The sequence below is a fragment of the Streptomyces sp. NPDC038135 genome (assembly GCF_055601245.1).
In genome coordinates, this window is record NZ_JBVJXS010000010.1 from 1 (window position 1) to 24,548 (window position 24,548).

Here is a 24,548-nt window from a genome sequence, read left to right on the forward strand (position 1 = left end):
GGTCGGCGATGGTCCGCGCCAGGTCCTCGCACGAGCCCAGGCTGGAGCCGTAGGCGACGGTCAGGTTCACCCCGACACCGCTGACCGCTGCCGGCTCGTGGGCCTCGTCGCTGTCCAGGGCCGCGACGCTGAAGACGGCCCGCTCGTGCGCCTGACGCTGGCGCACCACCAGTTCGAAGTCGCCGGGCTTGCGGGTCAGCGCCTCGCGGACGTCCATCTTGTAGTCGGTGGTGTCGGAGAACTTGAACTTCTGCAGCACCAGCGCGAGGGCCAGCTTGGCCTCGGTGAGCGCGAACTGGCGGCCGATGCAGGCACGCCGGCCGTTGCCGAACGGCTTGTAGGCGTGCTGGTGGTGCTGGACGCGGTTCTCCGGCAGCCAGCGGTCGATGTCGAACTCCTCGGGGCGGTCCCACGCCTTGGGATGGGTGTGGAGCGGCCCCATCAGCAGGTTGACCTTCGTGCCCGCCTTGAGTTCGTACTGGCCGCCGATAACGGTGTCCTCGATCGGGGCTTTCATGATCTGCGGGATGGGAGCCCACAGGCGCAGGGTCTCCTCCAGGATCCGCGGGATTACGTCCAGCTTCATGATGGTGTCGTAGTCCGGGACCGTGTCGCCCGGCAGCATCCGGTCCACCTCGGCATACGCCTGGGCCAGGACGTGCGGGTTGCGCATCAGCGAGTACGTGGCGAACGCCAGCAGACCGCTGGTGGTCTCGTGGCCGGCGATCAGGAAGGTCACGACCTGGTCGCGGACGTTGTCGTCGTCCAGCGGCTTGCCGGTCTCCGGGTCGGTGGCCTCTAGCATCAGGCCCAGCAGGTCGTCCTCACCGCTGGGCTTCCCCTGACGGCGCTCCTTGATCACATTTTCGACCAGGTCCCGCATCAGCTGGATGTTCTCGTGGTATCGCTTGTCGTCGTCCACCCGCAGCGCGATCATCGACGGCAGCTCCTGCGTGCGCCGCATCGACTCGGTCAGCGCCTCGAGGATCGCTTGGAGGAAGGGGTGCAGCTGCTCCTTCTCGAAGGAGTCGAACCGGTAGCCGAACCCGGACAGGGCGATGGTGTCCAGGGTGAGCCGGGTGTAGTCGTCGGTGATCTTGACCGGCTGGCCCTCCCGGTGCTCCCACTTGCCGACCAGGTTCTGGGCGATCTCCAACATCTGGCCGAAGTAGCCCTTCATGGCCCGCTGGCTGAACGCCGGCATAAGGATCCGGTGCGCCATACCCCAGACCTCTTCGTCGTCGGCGGCCGTGAACAGGCCGGTGCCGGTGTAGTCCCGGACGTGAGTCAGCGGCGCGAAGATCGACTTGCCGAATCGGGTCTCGTCGGAGACCTCGGTGATCAGGTCCGGGTCGTAGACGAAGACGTTCTCCTGGCCGGCGAGGTCCACGCTGTAGATGCCCTCGGGGAACTGCTTAGCCTGCTCGGCGAAGTACGCCACCGGGTTGGTGTCGGGTATCTGCGGCTGGCCCAGGATCGGGATCCCGTGCGGGGACTGGATGGGGCGAAGGTCGTTCGCGGAGTGCGTGGTCATGGCTTGCTCCTCTGCATGGAGGGGTGGGCAAGGGCGCGCGCTGCGCAGGTCGGTGTCGTGGCGCCCTACGGAAACATGCGCCGTATGGATTGGAACCATACGCAGTATGGAAAGCGAGTAGCCGGTTCCTGCCACCACACCGAGCAGTCAACCCGCGACCGCGGCACGGGATCTTGGTCCTTGGAACTAAAAATTCCGCTTGTTTTGGGCTCGCCGCACCCATGTGAGCAAGCGCCGGTCCGCAACCCGCGCCACCGTCGTGGGCGAAGTCGGGTACACCGAGTTGATGGCGCATTCGGAAGCCTTCGAGCAGCTGCGGGCCGACATGCGGCTCGACGGCGGGCACGACGAAGACCAGCTTGAGCACTTCTTGACCCACCTATGCGAGCGGGCGGCCGCCATGCTCTTCCGTTGCACAGCCTGCGGCGCCCACCTCGCCCACGCCCGGCGGAGGCGGTGCCCCGGGCGCCGAGGACGGCTGCCACGGTGATGGCGGCCGAGGTGGTCGCGAGAGCGGCGCGCTGCACGAGCGGCGGGACGCATCGAAGGGTGAGGGCAGCAGCACCGGCACGAACCTCTGATCGTGCCTGCGGCATAAAGAGAGGGCGTTGCGCGACACGGGTGGCGCGGGTTGCGGACCGGCGCTTGCTCACATGGGTGCGGCGAGCCCAGAACAAGCGGAATTTTTAGTTCCAAGGACCAAGATCCCGTGCCGCGGTCGCGGGTTGACTGCTCGGTGTGGTGGCAGGAGCCGGCCACTCGGCCCGGCCGCCGGGCCGTCACCGTGGTGCTGTGACGACGTCTGCGCGGCCGGGCCGACGGAACTGAAGCACGGTGCGAGGCACACATGGACAGTTTGCTCGGAGCTTGGGTCCTTGAGGACTTCTCGCTGACACGACAGGGGACGGCCGTCCGTCCGCTCGGGGAGCGTCCCAGGGGGATGCTGCACTACGCCGCCGACGGCTGGATGAGCGCACTGCTGACAGCCCATCCCGATGACGCCCCGTTCGTATCCCCGTTCGAGGAGACAGCCACCGGGACCGTGGCGTACGCCGGACGCTGGGAGCGCGTAGCGGACGGGTCGGTCGTGCACCACGTTCAGACCAGTCACTACGCACCGTGGACGGGGACAGACCTGGTACGCGAGGTCCAGTTCGGCCCGGGACGGCTGGAGCTGACAGCTGCCGCGGCCGACGACTCCCAGGTGCGCATTGTCTGGCGACGGGCCGACGCCTGACGACGCAGGACGGATCCGGTCTCCCGCCGAACAGCCGGAGCAGTGACAACGACCGTCCGACTGATCACTCGATCGTCCCGTTCCCCTTTCTGAACATGGAGGTGCTGTGCCATGCGGACAGCCACGCTCAACAGCCGTCTCGTGCTCGTCTTCCCCGACGGCGCCTTGGATGTGGAGAAGGCCAGCGACGGCCTGTTCTCCTCGGACCCGCAGGCGGTCTTCGACCGCTGGGCCGAGTTCCGCGACTGGGCCCAGTCGGCGGCCGCGACCGGCCACGAGCGGATCGCCGTCGTGGAGCAGCAGCTGGGCGCGCCGGTGCCGCGCCCGCGGCAGGTCTTCGCGGTCGGGCTGAACTACGCCGACCACGTGGCGGAGTCGGGGGTCGCCGTACCGGAGCGTCCCGCCGTATTCACCAAGTACGTCACGTCCCTGACCGGGCCCTACGCCACGGTAGAGCTGCCGAGTGCCCTGGTCGACTGGGAGGTCGAACTGGTAGCGGTGATCGGTCGTGAGGCGCACCAGGTCGCCGCTTCGGACGCGTGGCAGTACGTGGCCGGCCTCACGCTCGGACAGGACCTGTCCGACCGCGGCATCCAGTTGTCGGGACCGGCACCCCAGTTCTCCCTCGGCAAGTCGTTCCCCGGCTTCAGCCCGACCGGGCCGGTGCTGGTCACCCCGGACGAGTTCGACAACCCCGACGACCTCGCACTCGGCTGCGCGATCGACGGCGAGACCATGCAGGACTCCCGTACCTCCCAGATGATCTTCTCGGTGTCCCAGCAGATCGCCTGGATGTCGTCGATCTGCACGCTGCTGCCCGGCGACCTGATCTTCACCGGCACCCCGGCCGGCGTGGGCGGCGCCCGGAACCCGCGCCGGTTCCTGGCTCCCGGCGAGGAATTGCGCAGCTGGATCGACGGCATCGGTGAGCTGCGCAACCCCCTGGTCGCCGGCCCCACCTACCCCGAAGGCACCCGGGCCGTCTGACGCGCGGCCCACACCTGTCTGCGTACACCATCCGCACACTGAAGCTCTTTGAGGAGACTGCCATGGCCCTGCACCGCGTGGCGCACATCACGATCGGGGTGCCCAATGTGTCCGACACCTCGGCCTATTACGCCGATTTCGGACTGACCGACCTAGGCGACGGCCGGTTTGCCACTGCCGACGGTGGCGAACAGCTCAAGATCGTTCACGCGGCGCGGCGCCGCCTGGAGGAACTCACCCTGAGCGCCGACGATCAGGACGACCTCGGGCGGATCGGCTCGGCCCTCGACCGGCTCGAGGTGCCGTTCGTTCGGGACACCCACCGCCTGCGCGCAGTCGACCCGGGCACCGAGGTGACGGTGACTGTCGAGGTGCAGCCGCGCATCGTGCAGCCCGCCGCCGCGCAGATGCCGTACAACGCTCCCGGGCGGATCGAGCGGGTCGGCGAGCGTGCCCCCGGCGTGCTGCGTGAGGGGCCGGTGCGCGTCCGCCGCCTCGGACACGTCGTCCTGGGCTCCACCGATCAGGAAGCCTCCCAGCGCTTCCTCACCGAAGGGCTCGGCTTCAAGGTCAGCGACCTGGTACCGGGCGCGGCGTTCCTGCGGTGCTCCACCGACCATCACAACGTCCTGGTCCAGAAGGCCCCCATCTCCTTCCTGCACCACACCTCCTGGCAGGTGGACGACGTGGACGAGGTGGGACGCGGCGCCACCCGGATGCTGGAGGATCACCCCGAGCGCCACGTCTGGGGTCTGGGCCGCCACCAGCTGGGGTCGAACTTCTTCTGGTACCTCCGGGACCCGGCCGGCAACTTCTCCGAGTACTACTCCGACATGGACTGCATCGTCGACGACCAAGTGTGGACCCCCGGGACGTGGGAGGACGCCCGCCTCGCCCTGTACAACTGGGGTCCGCCCGTACCGCCGTCCTTCCTCCGCCCCGAGGACCTCGCCGCGATGATGACCGGCGCGCACGACGCTGGCTGAACAGACGAAAAGGAACGCAATCATGAGCACCTCGACCGAGGGTCTCGCCGCGGAGGCCTACGACGTGCTGGTCGTCGGCGCCGGTCCGGTCGGGCTGGCCACGGCCATCCAGCTGGCCACCCGAGGCCGCCGGGTCGGCATCGTCGAACGCTGGCCGCAGCCCTACCCGCTGCCACGCGCGGTCGTCTTCGACCACGAGACCGGCCGCATCCTGGCGTCGCTGGGGTTGGACATGGCCGCTGTCAGTGAACCCGCTGTGGACTACGAGTGGCGCAACGGAGAGGGTCAGCTACTCCTCCGTTACGACTTCTCGGACGACAACTACTCCGGCTGGCCCAACCTGAGCGCGTTCAACCAGCCCACCGTGGAAGCGGCCCTGAACGAGCGCGTTCACTCGCTGCCGGGGATCGACATCCTGCGCGGCTGGGAAGCCGTTACCGTCCAGGCGGGCCCCACGGCGGTGGAAGTCACCGTGGCGGAGAGCGCGGGAGACGAGCCCCTGCTCCGTGACGGGGTGCGCGCGCAGCGTACCCTCCAGGCCGCGTACATCGTCGGCTGCGACGGCGCCAACAGCTTCATCCGCTCATGCATGCGCACCTCGGTCACTGACCTCGGCTTCAAGTACGACTGGCTGGTCCTCGACGTCATGCCCCATGACCGGGACCGCGCATGGACGCCACGTAACCTGCAGCTCTGCGATCCGGCCCGGCCCACCACAGCAGTGGTCGGCGGCCCCGGCCGCCGCCGGTGGGAATTCATGCGCCTGCCCGGCGAGTCCATCGCCGAGCTCCTCCAGGCCGAGACCGCCTGGAAGCTGCTCAAGCCGTGGGATCTGCACCCGGACAACGCCACCCTGGAGCGGCAAACCGTCTATACCTTCCAGGCACGCTGGGCAGACTCCTGGCGTGACGGCCGGCTGCTGCTGGCCGGGGACGCGGCCCACCAGATGCCGCCGTTCGCCGGGCAGGGCCTGTGCTCGGGCCTCCGTGACGCCATCAACCTGAGCTGGAAGCTCGACCTGGTGCTGTCCGGGAAAGCCGACGACAGTCTGCTGGACACCTACACCACCGAGCGATGCCAGCATCTGCAGAATGCGATCGAGAAGTCCGTGATGCTGGGGAGGGTCATCTGCGAGCCGGACCCGGTCGCGGCCGCAGAGCGCGACGCCCGCATGATCGCCGACCAGCAGGCAGGCCGCGTACCACAAGGAGACCAGTTCCTGGGGACCTTCACCGGCGGACTGCTGGACCGCGACTGCACCGGCGCCACCGCGGAGCCGACCGGGCAGCTCAGCCGACAGGGACGGGTGCGGTTCAGGGGTCGCACCGGCATGTTCGACGAAACCGTCGGCATCGGGCTCACCCTGCTCACCACCGGTGATCCGCGTGACGGGCTCGACGAGGACACCCTGGCCTGGTGTGAGCAGATCGGGATCCGCCTGCTGAGGATCACCGACGACCCGGCGGTGAACGGCCCCGACGACGTGGTCGATCTCGACCGCACCTACCTGTCCGACCTGGCCCGTACGGGCATCGAGGCCATGCTGGTGCGCCCCGACTTCTACGTCTTCGGCGGCGCCAAGAGTGCGGCCGACCTCCCGCGTCTGGTCACTTCGCTGCGCGGCAGGCTCACGGCGGCCGCTTGAGCCACCGGCGCCACAGCCGGTGCCCCTCGCCGGACGCGCCGGGCACAGCGACGCGCGGCACGGGGCGGCGCTTCACGCACCGCGTCGCGCCGCCGCACGGGTGAGCAACCCCTGCCGCCGGCCTGCACGGCGGCGCTAGTCGTCCTCAGCGGCGGGGTACGCGCTGCTCGACTCAGCAGGGAAGATATGGTTCCCTGACCTGGTTTCCAGCTGCGAGCGGCCCGCTCGCCCACCTTCCCCGCGATGAAGGGACGAGAAGCGTGAGGGGACAGTGGCTCCAGTGGTTGCGGCCCGACCCCGGCCGCCTGACCGAGCCCGTCCTATCACCGGAGGAACTGGCCGCGGCACGCACGGAACTCGGCGCGGGCCCGCTCGAGTGGGCGCTCCAGAGCGCCGACGCCATCGCGGAGGAGGTCCTCAGGAAGGTGCCCGAGCACGGCGGCGGTCCCGCTGCCGCGACCACCTTGCGGCGTGTGACCCAGTCCGTGGTGCTGACGTTCCTGCACCTGATGGCGTCCGACATCGGCAGGCCCCTCCCCACCCTCACCGAAGATGCGCTGGAAGGATGCCGGGAGTTCGCGCGCCGCGGCATCCCGCTGGAGCTCGTCCTACGGGGGGTGCGGCTCGGGCACGCGCAACTGGCACGCGGCCTGGCAGCAGCGGTCGAGGAGCACGTCCCGGCCGACCAGCGCCTGGCCGAGCTGCGCCGGATCGACGACCTGATGTTCACCTACGCCGACGCCCATTCGAGCGTGATGGCCGAGGAGTACATCGCCGAACGGGACCGCTGGCGCGGCAGTGACGAAGCCGCCCGCCGCGCCGTCATCGACGAACTGCTGGCCGCCCGCCCGGTCGACCAAAAAGCCGCCGCCCTGCGTCTGCGTTACGACCTGTCAGGCACGCACGTGGCCGCGGTGCTGTGGGGCGACGACACCGCCACCGCCGCGCCCGTCGCCCAACGGCTGCACCACGCGGCCTCGACCATGGCCCGCGCTCTGGGAGCGGCCAGGACGCTCGTCATCCCGGCTCACGACAACCATGTGTGGGCATGGTTCGCCGTCAGCGGCAAGACCGACGAAGACCACGTCCGGCACCTGCGCAGCTCCCTGCCCGAGCCACCAGGGGTGCGTGCGGCTCTCGGCCCGCCCGCATCAGGACCCCATGGCATGCGCCGCAGCCATCTGGGGGCGCTGCAGGCACAACGGATGGCCTCGCACGCGTCGGGCTCCTGGCTCTGCGAGTACCAGGACATCCGCCTGGCGGCCCTCGTCACGGCTGACCCCGAACACGCACGCTGGTTCGTGCAGGAGGTCCTCGGGCCGCTGGCCTCCGAAGGGGACCGCCTGCGTGAGCTGCGCGAAACTCTGCGCGTCTACCTCGCCGAGGAACGCAGTCCCCGCGCCGCGGCCGAACGCCTGCACGTAGCCCGCAACACCGTAACGTACCGCGTCAAACGCGCGGAGGAACTGCTACCCGTCACCACCAAGGCAATCAGCTCGCTGGAGGTACGCGTGGCGCTCGAAATCGCGGCCGCCTCGCCCCTCAGCCCATCAGCCAGGAGCTGAGCTCTAGTACAAGGTGCCGTGACGGACGGTCCGTCAGGCGGAGTCGAGGGCCGGAGCGGCTGCTTCCGCCGCAACCCTTCGCCCCCGGGTATGACCGGACCGGTTGGCGAACCACGCCGCTTGCCGCACGGACGGCGCAGGCCCGCGCCGAGACCCGTCAGGCATTGATCCGTGCGGCCCGACAGATCCTCGCGGAGACCGGGGACATCAGCGCCAGCATCCAGGCCATCGCCGAGCGCGCGGATGTCGGTTTCGGCTCCTTCTCGGCATCCCAGTCGATCAGTCCGGACTCGGTACCCTGTGGCACCAGAGCCTGGGTGTCCTGAAGGAAGGACGAGATGTCCTGCACGGGGACCTCGAGCAGGGCGGTGCCTGCGGAAGACCCGAGGGCGATGTAGATCGACTCGTCACCCCGCCCTGCGGCCGACCAGGTTCACCGAGGACGACCTCGACGCACTGACGGAAAGCTTCGCCGAGGCACTGAACTGGTACCGCAACCTCGACCGCAACTGGGAACTGACCGCTCCCTGGCACGGCGCCGTCGTCACCAGGCCCGCCCTGTACGTCTACGGCGACCGCGACCGCGACCTCGTCCCCGCCTTCCCCGGCACCCCCGAACTCATCGGCCGACTGCCCGAGTTGATGCCCAATCTGTGGCGCGAGCCGGTCGAACTGGCGGGCTGCGGACACTGGACCCAGCAGGAGCGTCCGGACGAGGTGAATGCGGCACTCGTGGAGTTCCTTCGGGCGTGTCCCTGATCCCGTGCTGTCCAGCGGGGGCTGTCAGCGGGACGTGAGCTTGATGTGTCTTCGCGGTACACGACCGCGACCCCTCTCCTTACGCATCCGCCCCACGTACCGCTACCTGCGAGTACTGGCCGAAAAGCGTGTCTCTTCCGCCCGATGACTAGGTCGTCGCGTGAGCGGGACGGGCCTCAGCGGACGCAGTGCCCGCCTCGGTCAAGCGGCAGAGGACACGTTCGCGACGCCATCACCGAGGCCAACCGCATCATGGCGGGTACGCAAGATCTACGGCCAGCGAGACCGAGGATTGAGAACGGTTGGACGGATCGCCCGCGCTGCGGTCCTCACCGCTCGTGTGCCTGGTCCGCTGCGCCGCCGTGGTGGGCATCGTGCACCATGCAGGTCCCGGGCGGCGATGGTCACTCTGATGGCCGGTGTCGTGGTCGAACGCAGGGGGGAGGGGAGAGATCATGCAAAGGATCTTGTCTGTGCTCTCCTCCTGCCGTACGGGACTTCTCACCGCCGCTGTGGCGCTATCCGCTCTCGTATTGCCGGTCGCCGCCGACCAATCGGGAGCCGCCAAGCCGCTGCCGTCTCCCTCCCAGGAGGAGCCCGCTTCGTGTGAAGGCGGCCTCCTCGACGGCGTGCTTGCCACGGGATGTAACCCGTTCATTCAAATCCTCTGATCAGTCCCAGGCGCCTGCCCTACGCGGTGAGGACGGCTGTCCTCACCGGGTTTTCATGGACCGTGGAGGATCAGCCACGGCGAGGCCCGGCTCAGCAGTACACCATTCCGCATGCCAGCGTCAGCCGCCGGCCACGCCGCGCCTGGTCGGACAGGCCGACGAAGCAGTCTGGGTCCTCGATCTCCAGGACGTCGATCTCGAACCCGGCGAGGACGCCCCGCTCGATGGCCTCGGCGAGAGCGAACTCGGCCAGCCACGGCCCAAAGGTTCGGGAGCCCTGGCCCTTCCGCACAGGCTCCAGCACGCGCAGCGTGTTGGGGCTGGATTAGGGCTGTTTTGCGTGCTCGGGGGTGGTGGTGACGGCGGCCACTGACCGCTCGGTGGCGTGGGGGAGGGTCACATGTCGTCGACCAGGCCGCTGAGTCGGCGGGTGAGCTCGGTGGCTCGAACACCGCGCGCGCCGCGTCCTCCAGCTCGCTCCGGAGCTCAGGGGTGGTGCTGCCCCGGTAGCCCACTTCCGCGAAGAGACGCACGAACCGGTTGCGGGCGGTGTCGGCGGCGGCGGGGTGGTCGATCTGCTCCAGCGTGGCCCGCGCCGCCTCCAAGCACACCTGTTTGCGGCGCAGCCCATCACCGAACCAGGCACGGAAAGCCTTGAGCGCCTGCCGGGTCGGCACCCACTCTTCGCCCCACCACAGCCAGGTCCCGAACGGTAGCAGTGCCAGCGACGGGATCTTCGGCATCTCGACGCGCTTGCTCAGCAGGAGGAGGAACAACTTGCGTTGGTTCGCCGAGTGCTGCCCCGGCCGGGATCCGCGGCCGGCCCCGCGCCGCTGGGGATTGTCGGGCAGCCCAAGTGAGGTCCAGTCGTGAACCGTCCGCCTGCTGATCTCGTAGCCGGCCTCGCGCGCATCTTCCAGCAGGTCATCCAAGGTGCCTGGCCCGTGCACCTGCTCCCGAGGGCGTTCCACGCTCAGACATAACACCAACTCCGCAGCAGCGTGGGGCCGCTGGCGGCGGACGCAAGGGATGGACGCGGTCCAAGGGTTGTCCCGTAACTGCTGGTCACGGTGCGGAAACTGCGTGGCTGATGAGTTCGCGGTGCCGGTATCGTCCGCTCTCCCGACCCGCCGCACCAGCGGCCTACGTGCAGAGAGCGACGCAGATGACCAGCCAGCAAGCAACGACGACCCTGTGGCGCCCCACCGGCCCCAAGGAGCTGGATCTGGTTCGGGAGCTGAACTGGCGTGCCTGGCCGCCCCGGCTGCCCGAGCAGCCGATCTTCTACCCGGTCCTCAACGAGGACTACGCGGTCAGGATCGCGCGGGACTGGAATGTGAAGCACAATGGCGCCGGCTTCGTCACTCGTTTTGAGGTCGAGTCGGAGTTCTTGAGCCGGTATCCCATCCAGCAGGCAGGTGGGCAGACGATCCTCGAGCTCTGGGTTCCGGCCGAGGAGCTGGACGACTTCAACGCCCACATCATCGGCGAGATCCAGGTGGTCCACGAGTTCCGCTGAGGCGGGGAGGCCTGCTGGCGGGGCACGCTGCGGTGCGCTGGTGTGATCACGGTGTCGGAGCCGTCCTGGATAGCCCCGTTCACCGGGCTGAGCCCGCGTGCCTTCGGGAAGCTGGTGACCATGCTGCGGCGCGAAGGTGCGGACGCGGTCCGCAAAGGTCGGCCATGGGGCCTGCCCCTGGAGGACCGGGCACTTCTGGTCGCGGCGTACTGGCACACAAACCTGACGATGCGCCAGCTCGCCCCGTTCTTCGGGGTGTCCAAGTCGGCAGCAGACCGCATCATCGACCACCTGGGGCCGCTGCTCGCGCTCCAGCCCCGCAAGCGGTTCGCCAAGGACGCCGTGCTCATCGTGGACAGCACCCTGGTGCCTACTCGCGATCACACCATCGCCGAGCAGTCGAAGAACTACCGGTACTCCACCAACCACCAGGTCGTCATAGACGCCGACACCCGACTCGTCGTCTTGGTCGGCCAACCGCTGCCCGGGAACCGCAACGACTGCAAGGCGTGGGAGGAATCCGGCGCCAAAGCCGCCGTCGGCAGCACACTCACGATCGCCGACGGCGGCTATCCGGGCACGGGACTCGTCATGCCCCATCGTCGGTGCGAGGGCGAAGACCTGCCCGAGTGGAAGAAGGCGCACAACAAGTCCCACAAACAGGTCCGCGCCCGTGTCGAGCACGTCTTCGCCCGGATGAAGACCTGGAAGATCCTCCGAGACGGCCGCCTCAAAGGCGACGGGGTCCACCATGCCATGCTCGGCATCGCCCGCATGCACAACCTCGCCCTCGCCGGATAGGCGAGCGGACCGCACCGCGACCGACCCCACTCCCGGCGACTCAAAGATCATTTACGGGACAGCCTTTAGCCGGCGATAGCCTGCAGGCCAAACCAGAGAGGCGGACCCCAGTGGGCTTCGACGCAGAACGATCAGCGCGCATCGCTGCCATGCAGGAAATCGCCCGGCCCGTCTGGGAGGCAACCGGCGACACGGACGCACTCCAGCAGTTCCTCAAGGACAACGGGTGTCACGGAGTGGAAGCTGTTTTCGTGACCATGGGCCTGCTGCACTGCGATCTTGCCGAAGCTCAACGAGCCTTCTTCAACGCCTCGTGCCGCGACGCCGAACGGCGCTTTCACAACCACGCCATGGACCTGCTCGAAGGGGCCGCCGACCACGACGCCTGACAGTGCCAGCGCCGCAGGAGAGGCCTTGGTTCGGCCATTAACAAGTCATCTCATTTGGCTGGGTACGCTGCTGCCGTGGTGGGGATCGTTGAGCGGCTGGTGCCGGATGAGCTGTGGGAGCTGTTCCAGCGAGTGGTGCCGGAGGCGCCGTCGCGGCCGCAAGGTGGCGGCCGGCGTCGTCACGGCGACCGTGAGGTGCTGGCCGCGATCGTGTTCGTGGCGACCTCGGGCTGCACGTGGCAGCAACTGCCGACGGCCTCATTCGGTCCGTCCGGCGCAACTGCCAACCGCCGCTTCACCGAATGCACGAAGGCCCGGGTGTGGGCCAAGCTCCACCGCCTGATCCTTGACGAACTCGGCTCCCGCGGCGACCTGGACTGGTCGCGGTGCGCGATCGACTCGGTCAACATGCGGGCCCTGAAAAGGGGGACCTGACAGGTCCGAATCCTGTCGACCGAGGCAAGTACGGCTCGAAGATCCATCTGATCACCGAGCGGACTGGTCTGCCTCTGTCCGTCGGTATTTCCGGCGCCAACGTCCACGACAGCCAGGCCCTGGTTCCGCTCGTGAAGGGCATACCCCCGATCCGCTCCCGCCGCGGCCCCCGTCGGCGAAGGCCCGCCAAGCTCCACGGCGACAAGGGATACGACTACCGTCACCTGCGGCAATGGCTGACACAGCGAGGCATCCAGCACCGCATCGCGCGCAAGGGCATCGGTCTATGACCAACATGGTCAGAGCGACGGCGATGCGGTTGGCATCGCGGGAGGGCGTCTGACCCCAGGCTCCAAGCCGGCGGCTCCGTTTGGCACTCAGCGTGCGCAGGGGAGTCCAGTGACCAGCCGTGGTGCTGCTCGTAACTGGTGAGAAAGGTCGCCCGGACGGACTCAAGCGAGTGGGTCAGGTCCTGCCAAGCATCTGCTACCACTCTGCAACCGTAGGTGCGGACGGGGGCGCGGGCCGCGCCAACGACGGCTCGCCCGCAAGGGCGTCCCGTCCTCCCAGCGCGCAGGGGCCGTCACCGATGGACCGTGGAACGCACGGTGGCCTCGCTTGCCGGGTGCCGCCGTCTGCACCGCCGCTACGAGCGCATGGCCGAACACTTCCTCGCCTTCGCCGGCATCGCTGCCGCGCTCATCTGCTACCGGCGTCCGGCTGCGTGAGCCGGTTCATGCGACTCCGAGGAACCCCGGGTCGGCGCCATCGAACTGCAGGCACGAGTCGCGGCTCAGCCCCAGGAGTTCCGCCATGGGCACCGCACGGCGACTGGTCGCCAGCAGGTCCTGGCGGGCCTCGGCCGACCACAACGGCGGGAAGAACGACAATCCCTGCCGGCCGTTCAGCACGGACACCTCGCTGCGCCAGCCGTCCCACCGCAGGCTTCCATAGAACTCCTGGAGTCCTCCGGAGAGAATCCAGGACAGCCAGGCCGAGTGCCCGGCGCCCAGCGCCTCCCAGCCAAGGGAATCGGGGGCGAAGTAGAGGATTTCGCCCGGCTCGCCGGGCCGACCGGCCTCACGGGGGTTTCCCCCGTTGAGGGCGAACACCCCACCCAGCACATCGTGCGCAACCACGAGTCCCGCCCCTGGCCGCCAGGCCGGATCGAAGGTCGAGGGCATCGCGTTGATCTCCGCCAGGCCCGGCAGCCTCTCGGCGTGGGCGTCACCCGGGCTTCCGAAGATCCGCAACCAGCCGCTGTCCACCAGCAGACCGCCGCTATTCACGACAATCCCGCCCAGATTCGACCGGGCCGAGACCTGGAGCTGCAACAGCGAGGCACGGCCTGTCTCGGCATCGCCGGGCAGCACCTCGACTGGTACGTCAGTGCCGGACAGCTCCTGGAGAAGGAGCGGCCAGGCTGGATTCTCGACGTTGAGCAGCTCATCGGCCTCGCGCATCCCCACATCGTCGCACCGGCACTGAAGACGCAGTTCGCCGGGGCACCTTCACTTCGATCCACCAAACGAGATGATCTCTCAGACTCACGGAAGGGCGTGGTCCCCGAATTTCTGGAGGGGGTGCCGTGGCCGCTGCCGTGGCGGCGGGCGGTGCGCGGAGCCGTGCGTTGGCTCGGCGGGTCGGGCGACTGCCTGCGCCGCCGGGTCGGTTCCGGCCGGAGTTCTGGCGCAGTCCGATCCGTGGACCCTGGCTTACGTCGGTGTTCGGCCTCGTCCTGGCGGGTGGCTGCTCTCGCGTGCGCGGCGGCGTGTGCGGCGGCCGCCAGAGGTGACTTCCACGCCGGACAGTATCGGGAGCCGTCAGCGTCGTCGCCACGGCGGGAGCAGCGGTGCGGCCCGGCGAGTCAACTATTTTCGCCAGGTAGGAGGCGCAGTTCCAGGGTACCTGCGCTGACAACAACATTTGCGATACGGCAACTCATGCTGCGCGCCCCTGGGAGAACAATGACAGCCCCTGTGGATACCCCGATCCCTGAGCCCTCGCAGGCATCCCGGCTCGGAGGTCGGTACGAGCTGGGGGAACATCTGGGGGCCGGCGGTGCCGCGGACGTCTACCGCGGTACGGACCTACGGCTCAGCCGTCCGGTGGCGGTCAAGGTCTTCCGGTCGGGCACCGGCACGGGCCTGAAGGACCGGTTCGAGGACGAAGCCCTCGTACTGGCCCGCCTGCACCATCCGGGACTGGTCACCGTCTTCGACGTCGGCCGCCACGACGGGCAGGCCTTCCTCGTGATGCAACTCGTCGAAGGCAGCACCCTGCGAAGGCACATCACCGAAACGACCATGACCGTTCCCGCTCTGGTCGAGCTCGGGATCCGGCTGGCCGAGGCCCTCGGACACGTACACCGGGCTGGAGTCCTGCACCGGGACGTCAAACCGTCCAACATCCTCTTGGACGCGCAGAACCGGCCCTACCTCACCGACTTCGGCATCTCCCGGGCGCTCGACGCCACCGCGTCCACGCAGGACGGCGCCCTCGTGGGAACCGCCGCATACATGGCCCCCGAGCAGGTCACCGGCCGTCGCGTCGAACAGAAAGCCGACGTCTACGCTCTCGGTCTCGTACTCCTGGAGTGCCTGACGGGACGCCTGGAATACGAGGGCGCCCCGCTGGAGTCCGCGGTCGCCCGGCTGCATCGGCCGCCGCGGATACCCAGGCGGCTGCCGGCGGAACTACGCGAGCTCCTGGGCGCCATGACCGCGATCGAGGCAGCGGACCGGCCTGATGCGCAGACTTGCGCGGCAGCCCTGTCGAGATTGCAGCGCCGGGCAGAAGCTGCCTGCGCTGCGACGACAGCAGGCGGCCTGTCAGACGACCTACAGCCCGACTGCGGCACCCTTCGCGCAGGGAGCCGATCGGCTTCCCCACGTCACAGGAGGACGCTCGCCGCGGCCGGAGCGCTGGTCACCGCGACAATGCTCGGGATGACTGCGCTGACCTGGGGCTCCGGGGGTCCTACCGAGCATGAGTCGTCAGCGATCCCCTCCACCCTTCAGAAGGCCTCGGCGTCCGCCGGCAGCAGAGACCACAGGCATGCGAACAGGGCCACCGACCCTGCTCGGACAGGAAAGCCGGTGCCCGCAGTCGCCGTAGCCGCGTCCGTAGCGCGCGGGGCTGCCACGCCTGCCCGAACGGGGAAGTCGAGGCCTACAGTCTCCGTAGCGGCCGAGCACGTGATGCGGACTTCAGCGGCGCCCCCCTCGGGTCGGCTGCCGCGGCCGGCTGGCAACAGGGCCCACCACCACGCCGAAAAGGGGACCAGGGACAGGGACGAGGCTTCCGGATCCAGCGGTGAGAACGTAGCCAAGCGTGGGCCGAAAGCACAGAAGGAAAAGCTGGACAAGGGCAGAAGCCGAGGCAAAAGGCGTCAGTAGCGACGGGTGGGAGGGCCGTTTTGCTGTGCCGAGTGAGGAGGGGTGGTGGAGGGCCTGTAGTCCCTCACTCTGCCCAAGGTCACGGCGCAAGCCACCTGGCGGGTCCACGGGGATGCCCCCCCCGAACACGGTGCAGTGAGTCCTTCAGCGTTGCCACCCCCCTCGACTTCCGGGTTGGCGGGATTGCTGGGGGAAGGTGTCGAAAAGGTACTGACCGACCAGCTCATCCCAGGTCCGTGCCGAGCGCCAGGCACCGGCTCGGAAGGGCGGCGAACCCCCGGGGGAGTCGATGTCGGGTTTCACACCATTCCCTGCCAGTGGCTCGCTCCTCGATCTACGAAGGGCCCGGCTGGATCCGCTCGGTGTGCTCGCGCAGCGCTCCGGAAGTGCGGCCCGCAGTCCACGGCTTCACATCCGCATGCCCGGTCCTAGCTAGGGGCTTGTGTAGGGGTCACCATGATTCGGCCTGCAAGAACAATCTGATCACCTCCACGAAGATCCATATGGAGAACCCCAGACAGGCAAGCCACAGGCCCCACAGGATCCAGCGGGCCTCTCGTCGCATATGCATGAGCCGATCATCCTCACTCCTGGCGCTGTCGTCGGCCGGTTTCACAGCCACACGGCAGCAGTGGGTGTCACCCTGTAGCACTAGTTCGGGAGATCGTGGATGCGGATGGCGGTTGACCTGGTGAGACGGCAACCTGCCTGTTTGTGAGGGGCTTGCCGTGGTTCCCCGCACATCTGCGACTGCCCCTCCATGCGTTGCCCTTGACCGCGCTCCGGTGGTCAGGCGTCGTGGCGCGGCCCGCCGTGTCGGAGCTGCTCCACAAGGGCGAGGAAGAGGAAGAGATTCGGGATCTTTTTGACCGGCATCTTTGCCCAGGGCAGTTTCTTGCCGGCCTTGCGCAGCACCAGCACTCCCTGTGAGAGCTCGGCCTTCTCGATCTGCGGCCACGTCAGGCTGTTCTTTGAGGTGGCCACACCGCCGAGGCTGACCGAGAGCTCCCCGTAGGTCAGGGTCCCGCCCTGCTCCAGCCCGGCGAGCAGTCCGGGGAGCTGTGCGCGGGTGATCTCCTGCTGCAACGCCGGGCCCCAGCGCTCGGGCTGGTCGTAGAAGCCGGTCACCTTGAGTGTCGTACCGTCCGCGCGACAGAGCGTGTAGACGTAGGTGGTGCCGACATATATGCCGTTTGCGTACCGCTCGGTGATCTCCTGAAGCACCGTCATCGTGTCCCAGCGGAAAATGGATACTTCGCCGCTTTTCCCCACCTCGGCCAGGCCGTGTTCGAAGAGGTGCAGTCGGCGAGCAGCCTGCTTGCGCGAGAGATTGGGCGTCTGGGCAGCCATCCAGAGGAAGTAAGCGCCCAGGGGAGGAAGGATCAGGGAAACGGTCCCCATGAGCAGAAGGGCAGCGACCCGCACAGGGCCGACACGCTTGGGCAGGAACGTCTCACGCAGTTGTCCGAGCCCTTCGGTCCCCAGAGGTGCCGCCTGGGGAGCTGATGTCTGCCCGGAGTCTTGCTGAGCAGGGGATTTCGCCATGAGTTGTGCTCCATACTTGGTGGTTCAGAAATGCAATGACCATTGTGCGGTCGGACCCGACAGCGGTACGCGTCGGGGGGGCTTGGCGGCCACCGGAACCGGCACGCCGACGAAAAGCCAGCTTTCGCAACACGATCTGACATGGATTTTGCTCAACCGCCTGACCCCCCGTGAGGTCGCGAAAACTGAAGGCGCTTCAGCGGGAGTCCCAGGGTCTGACGGCCCGATGTGACGGGGTGGACCCGTGGGCTCACGGTGAAGCCGCGGTTCAGCTTCACCCGGCGACCAAGTACGGTCTGAGTGGATCTTTCAAGGCGTCCCGTTACGTCCTGTTACGTAGGGTCGGGCTTGATGAACCCGTGCCGGCTGAACGCGAGCAGCTCACGTATCCCGGGGCTGTGCGCGCTCTTCCAGATCAGGGCGAGCACTGCGGGTTTATCGACGTCATCGATGATGCGGGCGGTGAGCCGGTCACGGTAGCGCGCGGCCATGGAGTCGCTGAGGATGGCCACGGCGAGCCCGCGGGCGGCGAGATCAGCAATGGCATCGGCGGCGCTGGCTTGAAGTGCGATCATGGGTTGGAGGCTCTGTGCGGCGCAGGCCCGGTCGAATACCGTGCGTATGCCGGTGCCGCGCGGCATGCACACGATCGGGTGTGCAACCAGGTCACGCAAGGCGACCCGTCGCTGTTGCGCCAGGGGGTGACCGGCCGGGACTGCCGCGACGAGCCGCTCGCTGATGAGGGTCAGCGCGTCCAGCCCGTCGGGGGTGGCGGTTGCGGTCCCGATGAGTGCCAGGTCGATCGTGCTGGCGCGCACCTTCTCGATGAGCCGGTCGGAGCTGTCCTCCACCAGTGAGATCTCCACGCCGGGATGCGCTTGGTGAAACGCGGCGAGGGCGTCGAACAGCGGGGTGAGGGTGCAGCCGACGACCATTCCGACGGTGAGCCGACCGCGGATCAGGTTGGTCACCTCGCCCACCGCCTGGCCGACCGCCCCAGCGGCGGCGAGCGCGGAGCGGGCGTGTTCGAGCGCGGCCTTTCCCGCGACCGTGAGGGTGACGGTGCGGGCCGACCGGTCGAACAGCTCGGCACCGAGTTCCCGTTCCAGCTGGCGGATCTGGGCGCTGACGCCGGACTGGCTGATGTGGACCCGTTCGGCCGCCCGGGTGAAGTTCTGTTCCTCGGCGACCGCGACGAAGTATTCCAGCTGCCTCAGATCCATGACTGCAGATTGTAGCTGGCAGAAGATCCATCTGTTGGACTTCTGATCAGGAGGAGGCGACGCTGGTAAGGCCGAAGCCCGACGTCAGGAGGAATCCATGCCGGAGTATGAGAAGGCCATGCGCCCCGAAGACATCACCCGATTGTTCGTCGAACGATCCAATGCCGGTGACGCGGCCGGGGTCGCCGCACTCTACGAAGAGGATGCAGTGATGGCCTTTCCGCCCGGCGACCGGACGGTGGGCCGGGAGGCGATCCGTATGCTGTGGGAGAAGGTGCTGGCCGACCGTCCCCACTTCGAGCGGGAACAACCGCTGCCGACGCTGATCAGCGGCGACATCGCCCTCACCTCGACCCCGCCGAAGGACGGGGCCGGCGCCCGGGCACAGGTCGTCCGGCGTCAGCCGGACGGAAGCTGGCTGCGTCTGCTCGATCAGCCCGAGTTCACGCCGCCCACCCGTTGAGTGCCTCCCCCCGTGTAGGCGACACCGGCCAGGGTTGCGGGCAGGGCGACGACGAGTCCCGTGCGCCAGTTCCTCCGTGGTCTGTCCATGTGGCTGACTCCGTTCAGCTGGGGAACTGGCCCAGCGAGTCGCCGACGTTTGCGACCATGCCGAGCGTTGCCGGGCCGAAGGAGAAGGAACCCGCGGCTGTGGCCCCCGATGAGGTGGTACGGAACACCCACACGGCACCGACGCCGTGGTTCTCCCCGGGCGCTGCCACGACGGGCTCCGCCCGGCCGTCGCTGTCACCGTCGACGAGGTGGACGCCACGGCCGAACAGGTCGACCGATTCGGCGGTGCCGGGGACGTTCGCGGTGTTCTGGCTGAAGACCTTGGTGCCGGCACCGGTCGGCCCCTGCGGGCCGCCCGGGACCACGGCGAAGCTGCCCGCCCAGGCCTGCGTGCCGACGGCCTCCTGCCCATTGCCTGCCAGGATGTCCCCGTACCCGTCGCCGTCGACGTCCCCGATGGAGAGCGCGGAGCCGAAGCTGTCGTCTTCCTCCTGGGTGCCGGGAACACCGGGGGTGTCCTGGTCGATCACCCGGGTCGTGGTGCCCGGGCCGGTCGCGGTGCCGTAGTTGATGTGGAGCGAGGTCCCGCCGACGACGAGGTCGGCTCGGCGGTCGCCGTTGAGGTCTCCGAGGCCCACCTGGGTGCCGGGCGCGAGGGGTCGTCCCTTCCCGTCCTTCAGGGTGACGGGCGGCAGCAGGCCGTCGCGGCTGCCGCGCAGGTAGTTCAGGTGGGACGGCGTGTACTCCTCGTCGTCCGGTGCGATCGCGCTGACGCCGGCGACAAGGTCGGTGATCCCGTCGCCGTCCACGTCGCCGGCTGCCGCGGCGTAGAGGGGGTCGTAGCTTCCGGCGACTTTGATCCCCTGGATCGAGGCGGCGCTGCCGTCCCGTCCGAAGGGGCCGTACTCCACGCGGTCGGGCCGGACCAGGTCCTGGTGCCCGTCGCCGTTGAAGTCACCAATGGCGGACACGCTCTCGCGGTACGCGTCACTGCCGGCAGCCCGCAGGACCGTCCCGGAGACGAAGCCGCCGGGGGCACCCCACAGCACGGTCCTGCTGCCCTCCAGATCGACGCCGTCCTGCGTCCAGTTCTCGGAATTGGCCGTGACCACCAGGTCGGTGAACCCGTCCCCGTCCAGGTCGGCTGCGTCGAGCCGGGACCCGAAGTGGTCGTTCACCTCGGGCGAACCGGGAACACCCGCGGACGCCTGCGAGTACACCTGCTTCCCACGGGTGCCGAGTCCGCTCGCGGACCCGTACAGCACGGCGACGTATCCGGCCCCGGACTTGCCGCTCACCGTACCGGACGAGGCGGCGACGGCCAGATCCGCGTACCCGTCCCCGTTGAAGTCCTCCCGCACCCGGATGGTCGCGGGCGCGGCATGAGCGGCCGGCGCGGGAGCGACGGCGGTGGCGGACAAGAGGGCGAGGGCGATGACGAGGGTACGTCGCATCTTGGGTGCTGCGGGCTGGGACACACGAACTCCGTTAATTAAAGAGGGACTTGACGACGGAGAGGATCAAGGTCCCTCCATGTTGTCCAGTACGACTCGCCACGTCACCGGTTGGTTGCCCTGGTGGGTGCCGGAAGTTTCCATGGGGTTGACCTCCCCGTTTCACTTCAAGTCGTTGAGCTGGGGTGAGGGCGGAGGACTTGCTGTCGGCCCCTGGTCGTTGAGGTCGTTCGTCCAGTGGCACGCCACTGGACGCCATGAGCCAGGCCCTGTTCCACGGTGTGTGGATCGACGGAGACGGGAGGGGGCTGGGGGTGCTGAGGTCGGGGGGTGCTGGCCCGGCAGTAACCAGTGGTGGCCTTGGAAACGAAGGGGGCACACAGCCCACGGGAAGGCAACATGGCTGCGTGAGCCAGGAACAGAGGGCAGACGGAATGGGGGCAGCGCTGCGTGACGCCGAGTCGGAGGCGTGGCCTCGCATGCTGCAGGCAGGCAGCTTGCGGCGATCGCAGGCCAGGAAGAAGTCGCGCTGGTTCTTGAACGGCTTCTGTTGGACCCTACGGGGCCTCTAGGAGCCCTGCTCCGTGTGCGTGGCTGGGCTGAGGGGCTAGCTGCGTGACAACCACGGCGCACAACCGTGAACGCCCCCATACGCCAGTGCACCATCAGCGCAGGTCAAAGGAGCAACAGTGCAAGGAGAGCGACCGTCCCGAGTTGCTTCAGGACGAAGATGTCTTGAGTCAGAGGCTGCCGCGCTCGATGAGTGAGCCGTCAGGGCCGAGAGAGAAGAAGCGCGGTGGGCCCATGGCTTCCATGGCCCTTTGCAACGCCGCTTCCCGCACCGCGGGGTCAATGCCGTGCGGGTCCTGAACCCGGAAGCCGTGCAGTCGGATGCTGTCCGCGTCGATGTCGTCCGGCTCGGGGCGGCCCTCCAGCACGAAGCCGCAGAGCGCGCGCAGTGCGTCTTCGCCCAGCTCCAAGGGGTGGAACGGCAGGGGGTACGGGTCCTCATCCTCGTCCGGCCAGGGAATGACGTCGGCCGGGCGGTCTCCAGCCCAGTAGGGCAGCTCGAAGGAGAGCGGTTCGCCGATGTTCTCGATGATGCCGCTGTCCGGGGACAGGCTCAGAGAGCGTACGAGTCGGCCGTCCTCCCACATGGCGAACGCGAGCCAGTCCACGACGCTGTGCATGGCGTGCAACACGAGCCGCCGGCCGATGCTCGCCGCCACGAGGTGTTCCGGGAGCTGGGAAGGAAAGTCGATCATCACCCTCTGGTCGCCGATGATCTCGAGGCCGGGCCAGCTCGGGCACGTAGCCCTTGGCGGCGGCCATGTCGAGCCGGTAGGTCGCCTTATCGATCGCGATGACACCACCAGGTTCGACAAGCTCCCCATCCGCTTCGAGGCCATCGTCCTGATCACTGCGATCGGCGATGGGCTATGACCGGGCAGGCTGTCGGTTCCCCATGCCATGCTGCCCGCAGGGTGAACGGGGCAGGGGAGAGGCAGCGATGGGCGCGACACCGTCCGCAACGAGCACAGGGTCACCACGGCGACCAGCATCAACGACATCGCTCGCGACCTCACCATCTGGATGGCCGGCCGCGACTTCCCCGGACGGCCCACCAGACAGATCAGTGCGTTTCGAAAGACGGCCTAACGGCTGTCCCGTCACGGCTGTGACGCTGGTGGAGGCTGCATATTGAGGTGTCGGGTAGCGGCGGCTGGGGCCGCACCCCATGGCGCTGGGTAGGCGTCAGGGGCAGTCAATCGCAGTCTGGGATGATCGCGCGGTGAGTGATGTAAGGCTGCTGGCCGCGGAAGCCGTTGAATCACACGTCCGGGCATTCTTCATGGGGCACACCGTGGAGGTCGTGGACTACGACCTCGGGTCAGATCGGCGAGAGGTAGTGCCCGATCTGCGAGTTCTCGTTGTGGAGCCCGGCCCCCGCAGCGACAGCTGGGCCTTTGTGACCGCCGGGTGCTGGGCCTCGATGGAGAGGCACGGTCGCGGACTTGAGTTCGTTATGACCGCTCACGTCCGCGACCAGCGGTTCATCGAGCTTATGGCGATGATTGCCTACTACCACTGCGGAGGGCATCAACTCGACCTGGAGCACAGCATGCCGATCGGTGAACCGTGGGTGCCGGGTTCGACCTGCGATCACCTGCTGATCAGCCTGCCCTATCTCCATGGCCCCGACCTTGAACACTGCCCGCTGCCTGGGGGACACGCCCGCATTCTGTGGACCTTGCCGGTGACCACCGCCGAGATCGAGTTCCGCAGGCGTCACGGGCACGAGGCGTTGGAGCAGCTCCTCGACGAGGCAGAGATCATCCCCACCGATCCCTTCCGGACATCGGCCGCATGAGCTCCGGGTTTCGGGCGGTCGTCGCTCGTGATGTGTGGAGAAGGTCCGGAGACCCCGACGTCAGATCTTCCGGACGTGGACCAGCCGGCCGGGCCGGACATCCTCGGCTGAGGGATAGTGCGATCAATTACAGTGGCGCGATGTTCGAAGGAAAACTGGTGAGGCTGCGTGCGCTGCACTCCGACGATGCGGAGCAGCATCTTCGGTGGCGCAACGACCCGGAGGTGGCGCGCTGGGCTACGGCCAGCCACCCTTCTTTCGGCCCGGTCACGGCGGAGGCGATCGGTCTCGGCTTCGAGACCATGTTGCGCCTGGACCCGAGGGAGTCGGCCGTGTTGACGGTCGAGGACCTGGCGAGCGGAAGCGTGATCGGCATGACCGATTACCGGGACCTGGACCCGTACGCCGGCGTGGCCACGCTGGGAGTGACCATCGGCGAGCGGGAGTTCTGGGGTCGCGGCCACGGCAGTGACGCGCTGCGGCTGCTCGTGGACCACCTGTTCGGCGCGTATTGCCTCAGCCGGCTGGAGCTGGATACCTGGAGCGGCAATGAGCGTGCTGTGCGAGCCTTCACCAAGCTGGGCTTCCGTGAGGAGGGTCGCCGCCGGTCGTCCGTGTTGCTGGACGGGAAGCGCTACGACAGCGTGCTCTTCGGGATGCTCCGTGAGGAGTGGGCGAAGCCCTGTGACGGCGTAGATGATTTCCGGGGACTGCCTGCGGACATGTGACTCGGGCGCCCAAGATCATAGTGTGACGAGCGACCGGACATCCTCGCCACAGCGCTCATGTGACGACCGGCGACCTGTTGAAGGACCGTTCGGACTGGCACCAGGGCGACCGATCGTGGGGGATCGCGCCCCAGGTCACCGATGCCCAGCTGGTCACCTCTTCGTCGGAGTTGAGAAGGCTTACCAGAGCCCGCCGAGCAGGCCCGGGCCGCACTTCGGATGGAACTCCCCAGGCAGTGCTCACTCTCCACACTGCTCAGGACGAGGGCGTGAAGCCGGCGGACTGGTCGAGGTGGAACGCGGAGCCCGATGCCTTCGGTGTCCAGCCTTCACGCAGGGCAAGGCGAACAGCCGCGGCAACACGGGACGGCAGCACCGGCTCAGCCTCGCGGCCGATCCAGTTGCTCGCATGCGGCTGGTCGATGGTGACCACGAGCGTCATGCCCGGGGTGTCCGCATGCTCGACCGCGAACGTGCACGGCGACCAGCCCAGCCCCTGAAAGTAGGTCGGCCTGCCTCGCAGCCGCCAGCGGTAGGCCGTACCGTCGACAACGATCCGTCGTGATCCCTTGCGGACTAGTGCCATGACACCCCCTTCAACAGGGAAGATGCTAGCGAGCCCGGCCCCGCCATCCCTCTCAATTTCCGGCTCGTATAACGCCGTTCACGGCCGTTCAGAGGGGAGCGCACGATGGTCTCCCCCCACCGTCCAGCCGCCGATGAACGCAGGTGAACGGCCCCGTCCGAGGCCCCGAGGCCACCACCACAGTTGGAAAGCGCGTAGGCCG

The 24,548-nt window shown here is 68.0% G+C and carries 22 protein-coding genes and 4 pseudogenes; 17 read left to right on the forward strand and 9 right to left on the reverse strand.

Going from position 1 to position 24,548, the window contains the following annotated elements:
• Window positions 1-1,534: cytochrome P450 (locus ACZ7JA_RS27220; protein WP_470810900.1), on the reverse strand; the 1,534-nt coding region annotated here is incomplete at its 3' end.
• Window positions 1,535-1,793: 259 nt separating this feature from the next.
• On the opposite strand from ACZ7JA_RS27220, the gene ACZ7JA_RS27225 reads away from it, so the two are divergent.
• The 7 genes and pseudogenes from ACZ7JA_RS27225 to ACZ7JA_RS27255 all read left to right on the forward strand — a co-directional run.
• Entirely contained in the window at window positions 1,794-2,024 is a 231-nt protein-coding gene (locus ACZ7JA_RS27225) for a CbrC family protein (protein WP_470811338.1), read from the forward strand.
• 357 nt (window positions 2,025-2,381) lie between these two features.
• Window positions 2,382-2,771: a lipocalin-like domain-containing protein gene (locus ACZ7JA_RS27230; protein ID WP_470810902.1), complete on the forward strand. Its 390-nt coding sequence runs from the start codon at window positions 2,382-2,384 to the stop codon at window positions 2,769-2,771.
• A gap of 111 nt (window positions 2,772-2,882) precedes the next feature.
• Window positions 2,883-3,758 (forward strand): fumarylacetoacetate hydrolase family protein, encoded by an 876-nt coding sequence (locus ACZ7JA_RS27235; RefSeq protein ID WP_470810904.1) that lies wholly within the window; start codon window positions 2,883-2,885, stop codon window positions 3,756-3,758.
• A 62-nt stretch (window positions 3,759-3,820) separates the two neighbouring features.
• Window positions 3,821-4,744 carry a VOC family protein gene (locus tag ACZ7JA_RS27240; RefSeq protein WP_470810906.1) on the forward strand — a complete coding sequence of 308 codons (924 nt, stop codon included), beginning with the start codon at window positions 3,821-3,823 and terminating at the stop codon, window positions 4,742-4,744.
• A gap of 22 nt (window positions 4,745-4,766) precedes the next feature.
• Entirely contained in the window at window positions 4,767-6,389 is a 1,623-nt protein-coding gene (gene mhpA, locus ACZ7JA_RS27245; protein ID WP_470810910.1) for a bifunctional 3-(3-hydroxy-phenyl)propionate/3-hydroxycinnamic acid hydroxylase MhpA, read from the forward strand.
• A gap of 260 nt (window positions 6,390-6,649) precedes the next feature.
• Complete coding sequence (locus ACZ7JA_RS27250; RefSeq protein ID WP_470810912.1) at window positions 6,650-7,954, forward strand: PucR family transcriptional regulator; 1,305 nt, start codon at window positions 6,650-6,652, stop codon at window positions 7,952-7,954.
• A 137-nt stretch (window positions 7,955-8,091) separates the two neighbouring features.
• Window positions 8,092-8,217 (forward strand): annotated as a pseudogene (locus tag ACZ7JA_RS27255) (TetR/AcrR family transcriptional regulator); the annotation flags it as partial.
• Window positions 8,218-8,303: 86 nt separating this feature from the next.
• On the opposite strand, the pseudogene ACZ7JA_RS27260 reads toward ACZ7JA_RS27255, so the two are convergent.
• Window positions 8,304-8,354, reverse strand: a pseudogene (locus tag ACZ7JA_RS27260) (hypothetical protein); the annotation flags it as partial.
• Window positions 8,355-8,383: 29 nt separating this feature from the next.
• Between ACZ7JA_RS27260 and ACZ7JA_RS27265 the strand changes: the two are divergent.
• Window positions 8,384-8,713: pseudogene (locus ACZ7JA_RS27265) on the forward strand (alpha/beta fold hydrolase); the annotation flags it as partial.
• 762 nt (window positions 8,714-9,475) lie between these two features.
• Here the strand turns inward: ACZ7JA_RS27265 and ACZ7JA_RS27270 are convergent.
• Complete coding sequence (locus tag ACZ7JA_RS27270; RefSeq protein WP_470811365.1) at window positions 9,476-9,688, reverse strand: hypothetical protein; 213 nt, start codon at window positions 9,686-9,688, stop codon at window positions 9,476-9,478.
• A gap of 861 nt (window positions 9,689-10,549) precedes the next feature.
• Between ACZ7JA_RS27270 and ACZ7JA_RS27275 the strand changes: the two genes are divergently transcribed.
• From ACZ7JA_RS27275 to ACZ7JA_RS27295, 5 genes and pseudogenes are all read left to right on the forward strand, one after another.
• Window positions 10,550-10,903, forward strand: coding sequence for a hypothetical protein (locus ACZ7JA_RS27275; RefSeq protein ID WP_351669398.1), 354 nt, complete (start codon window positions 10,550-10,552; stop codon window positions 10,901-10,903).
• A gap of 27 nt (window positions 10,904-10,930) precedes the next feature.
• Window positions 10,931-11,704 (forward strand): transposase, encoded by a 774-nt coding sequence (locus tag ACZ7JA_RS27280; protein ID WP_470811340.1) that lies wholly within the window; start codon window positions 10,931-10,933, stop codon window positions 11,702-11,704.
• Window positions 11,705-11,814: 110 nt separating this feature from the next.
• Window positions 11,815-12,093, forward strand: coding sequence for a hypothetical protein (locus ACZ7JA_RS27285; protein ID WP_389450660.1), 279 nt, complete (start codon window positions 11,815-11,817; stop codon window positions 12,091-12,093).
• 75 nt (window positions 12,094-12,168) lie between these two features.
• Window positions 12,169-12,809 (forward strand): annotated as a pseudogene (locus ACZ7JA_RS27290) (IS5 family transposase); the annotation flags it as partial.
• A gap of 225 nt (window positions 12,810-13,034) precedes the next feature.
• A complete protein-coding gene (locus ACZ7JA_RS27295) occupies window positions 13,035-13,256 on the forward strand; it encodes a transposase (protein WP_470810915.1) in 222 nt (73 codons plus the stop codon).
• Window positions 13,257-13,262: 6 nt separating this feature from the next.
• Here the strand turns inward: ACZ7JA_RS27295 and ACZ7JA_RS27300 are convergent, their stop codons facing one another.
• The gene (locus ACZ7JA_RS27300; RefSeq protein WP_470810917.1) at window positions 13,263-13,991 is read right to left on the reverse strand and encodes a DUF2625 family protein; all 729 of its coding nucleotides are present in this window, start codon (window positions 13,989-13,991) and stop codon (window positions 13,263-13,265) included.
• A gap of 504 nt (window positions 13,992-14,495) precedes the next feature.
• Here ACZ7JA_RS27300 and ACZ7JA_RS27305 point away from each other — a divergent pair.
• On the forward strand, window positions 14,496-15,926 hold the full coding sequence (locus tag ACZ7JA_RS27305) for a serine/threonine-protein kinase (protein ID WP_470810919.1): 1,431 nt from the start codon (window positions 14,496-14,498) through the stop codon (window positions 15,924-15,926).
• Window positions 15,927-16,715: 789 nt separating this feature from the next.
• On the opposite strand, the gene ACZ7JA_RS27310 is transcribed toward ACZ7JA_RS27305, so the two are convergent.
• Window positions 16,716-17,471: a DUF6585 family protein gene (locus tag ACZ7JA_RS27310; protein ID WP_470810921.1), complete on the reverse strand. Its 756-nt coding sequence runs from the start codon at window positions 17,469-17,471 to the stop codon at window positions 16,716-16,718.
• Between the two features lie 332 nt (window positions 17,472-17,803).
• Window positions 17,804-18,694: a LysR family transcriptional regulator gene (locus ACZ7JA_RS27315; RefSeq protein ID WP_470810924.1), complete on the reverse strand. Its 891-nt coding sequence runs from the start codon at window positions 18,692-18,694 to the stop codon at window positions 17,804-17,806.
• Between the two features lie 97 nt (window positions 18,695-18,791).
• Between ACZ7JA_RS27315 and ACZ7JA_RS27320 the strand changes: the two genes are divergently transcribed.
• On the forward strand, window positions 18,792-19,157 hold the full coding sequence (locus ACZ7JA_RS27320) for a YybH family protein (protein WP_389298368.1): 366 nt from the start codon (window positions 18,792-18,794) through the stop codon (window positions 19,155-19,157).
• 103 nt (window positions 19,158-19,260) lie between these two features.
• Here ACZ7JA_RS27320 and ACZ7JA_RS27325 read toward each other — a convergent pair whose 3' ends face one another.
• A complete protein-coding gene (locus ACZ7JA_RS27325) occupies window positions 19,261-20,661 on the reverse strand; it encodes an FG-GAP repeat domain-containing protein (protein WP_470810926.1) in 1,401 nt (466 codons plus the stop codon).
• A 740-nt stretch (window positions 20,662-21,401) separates the two neighbouring features.
• The gene (locus ACZ7JA_RS27330) at window positions 21,402-22,232 is read right to left on the reverse strand and encodes a DUF6928 family protein (RefSeq protein ID WP_470810928.1); all 831 of its coding nucleotides are present in this window, start codon (window positions 22,230-22,232) and stop codon (window positions 21,402-21,404) included.
• 302 nt (window positions 22,233-22,534) lie between these two features.
• Between ACZ7JA_RS27330 and ACZ7JA_RS27335 the strand changes: the two genes are divergently transcribed.
• Both ACZ7JA_RS27335 and ACZ7JA_RS27340 read left to right on the forward strand, forming a co-directional pair.
• On the forward strand, window positions 22,535-23,032 hold the full coding sequence (locus ACZ7JA_RS27335; RefSeq protein ID WP_389298373.1) for a suppressor of fused domain protein: 498 nt from the start codon (window positions 22,535-22,537) through the stop codon (window positions 23,030-23,032).
• Window positions 23,033-23,172: 140 nt separating this feature from the next.
• On the forward strand, window positions 23,173-23,760 hold the full coding sequence (locus ACZ7JA_RS27340) for a GNAT family N-acetyltransferase (RefSeq protein ID WP_389454343.1): 588 nt from the start codon (window positions 23,173-23,175) through the stop codon (window positions 23,758-23,760).
• A gap of 256 nt (window positions 23,761-24,016) precedes the next feature.
• On the opposite strand, the gene ACZ7JA_RS27345 is transcribed toward ACZ7JA_RS27340, so the two are convergent.
• Window positions 24,017-24,346 (reverse strand): hypothetical protein, encoded by a 330-nt coding sequence (locus ACZ7JA_RS27345; RefSeq protein ID WP_404028545.1) that lies wholly within the window; start codon window positions 24,344-24,346, stop codon window positions 24,017-24,019.
• Window positions 24,347-24,548: the final 202 nt, after the last annotated feature.

Coding starts and splice junctions, on each gene's coding strand:
- ACZ7JA_RS27230 (WP_470810902.1), top strand. CDS start 2,382: ATGGACAGTTTGCTCGGAGCTTGGGTCCTTGAGGACTTCTCGCTGACA.
- ACZ7JA_RS27235 (WP_470810904.1), top strand. CDS start 2,883: ATGCGGACAGCCACGCTCAACAGCCGTCTCGTGCTCGTCTTCCCCGAC.
- ACZ7JA_RS27240 (WP_470810906.1), top strand. CDS start 3,821: ATGGCCCTGCACCGCGTGGCGCACATCACGATCGGGGTGCCCAATGTG.
- mhpA (WP_470810910.1), top strand. CDS start 4,767: ATGAGCACCTCGACCGAGGGTCTCGCCGCGGAGGCCTACGACGTGCTG.
- ACZ7JA_RS27275 (WP_351669398.1), top strand. CDS start 10,550: ATGACCAGCCAGCAAGCAACGACGACCCTGTGGCGCCCCACCGGCCCC.
- ACZ7JA_RS27300 (WP_470810917.1), bottom strand. CDS start 13,991: ATGCGCGAGGCCGATGAGCTGCTCAACGTCGAGAATCCAGCCTGGCCG.
- ACZ7JA_RS27305 (WP_470810919.1), top strand. CDS start 14,496: ATGACAGCCCCTGTGGATACCCCGATCCCTGAGCCCTCGCAGGCATCC.
- ACZ7JA_RS27310 (WP_470810921.1), bottom strand. CDS start 17,471: ATGGCGAAATCCCCTGCTCAGCAAGACTCCGGGCAGACATCAGCTCCC.
- ACZ7JA_RS27315 (WP_470810924.1), bottom strand. CDS start 18,694: ATGGATCTGAGGCAGCTGGAATACTTCGTCGCGGTCGCCGAGGAACAG.
- ACZ7JA_RS27320 (WP_389298368.1), top strand. CDS start 18,792: ATGCCGGAGTATGAGAAGGCCATGCGCCCCGAAGACATCACCCGATTG.
- ACZ7JA_RS27325 (WP_470810926.1), bottom strand. CDS start 20,661: ATGCGACGTACCCTCGTCATCGCCCTCGCCCTCTTGTCCGCCACCGCC.
- ACZ7JA_RS27330 (WP_470810928.1), bottom strand. CDS start 22,232: ATGTCGTTGATGCTGGTCGCCGTGGTGACCCTGTGCTCGTTGCGGACG.
- ACZ7JA_RS27340 (WP_389454343.1), top strand. CDS start 23,173: ATGTTCGAAGGAAAACTGGTGAGGCTGCGTGCGCTGCACTCCGACGAT.
- ACZ7JA_RS27345 (WP_404028545.1), bottom strand. CDS start 24,346: ATGGCACTAGTCCGCAAGGGATCACGACGGATCGTTGTCGACGGTACG.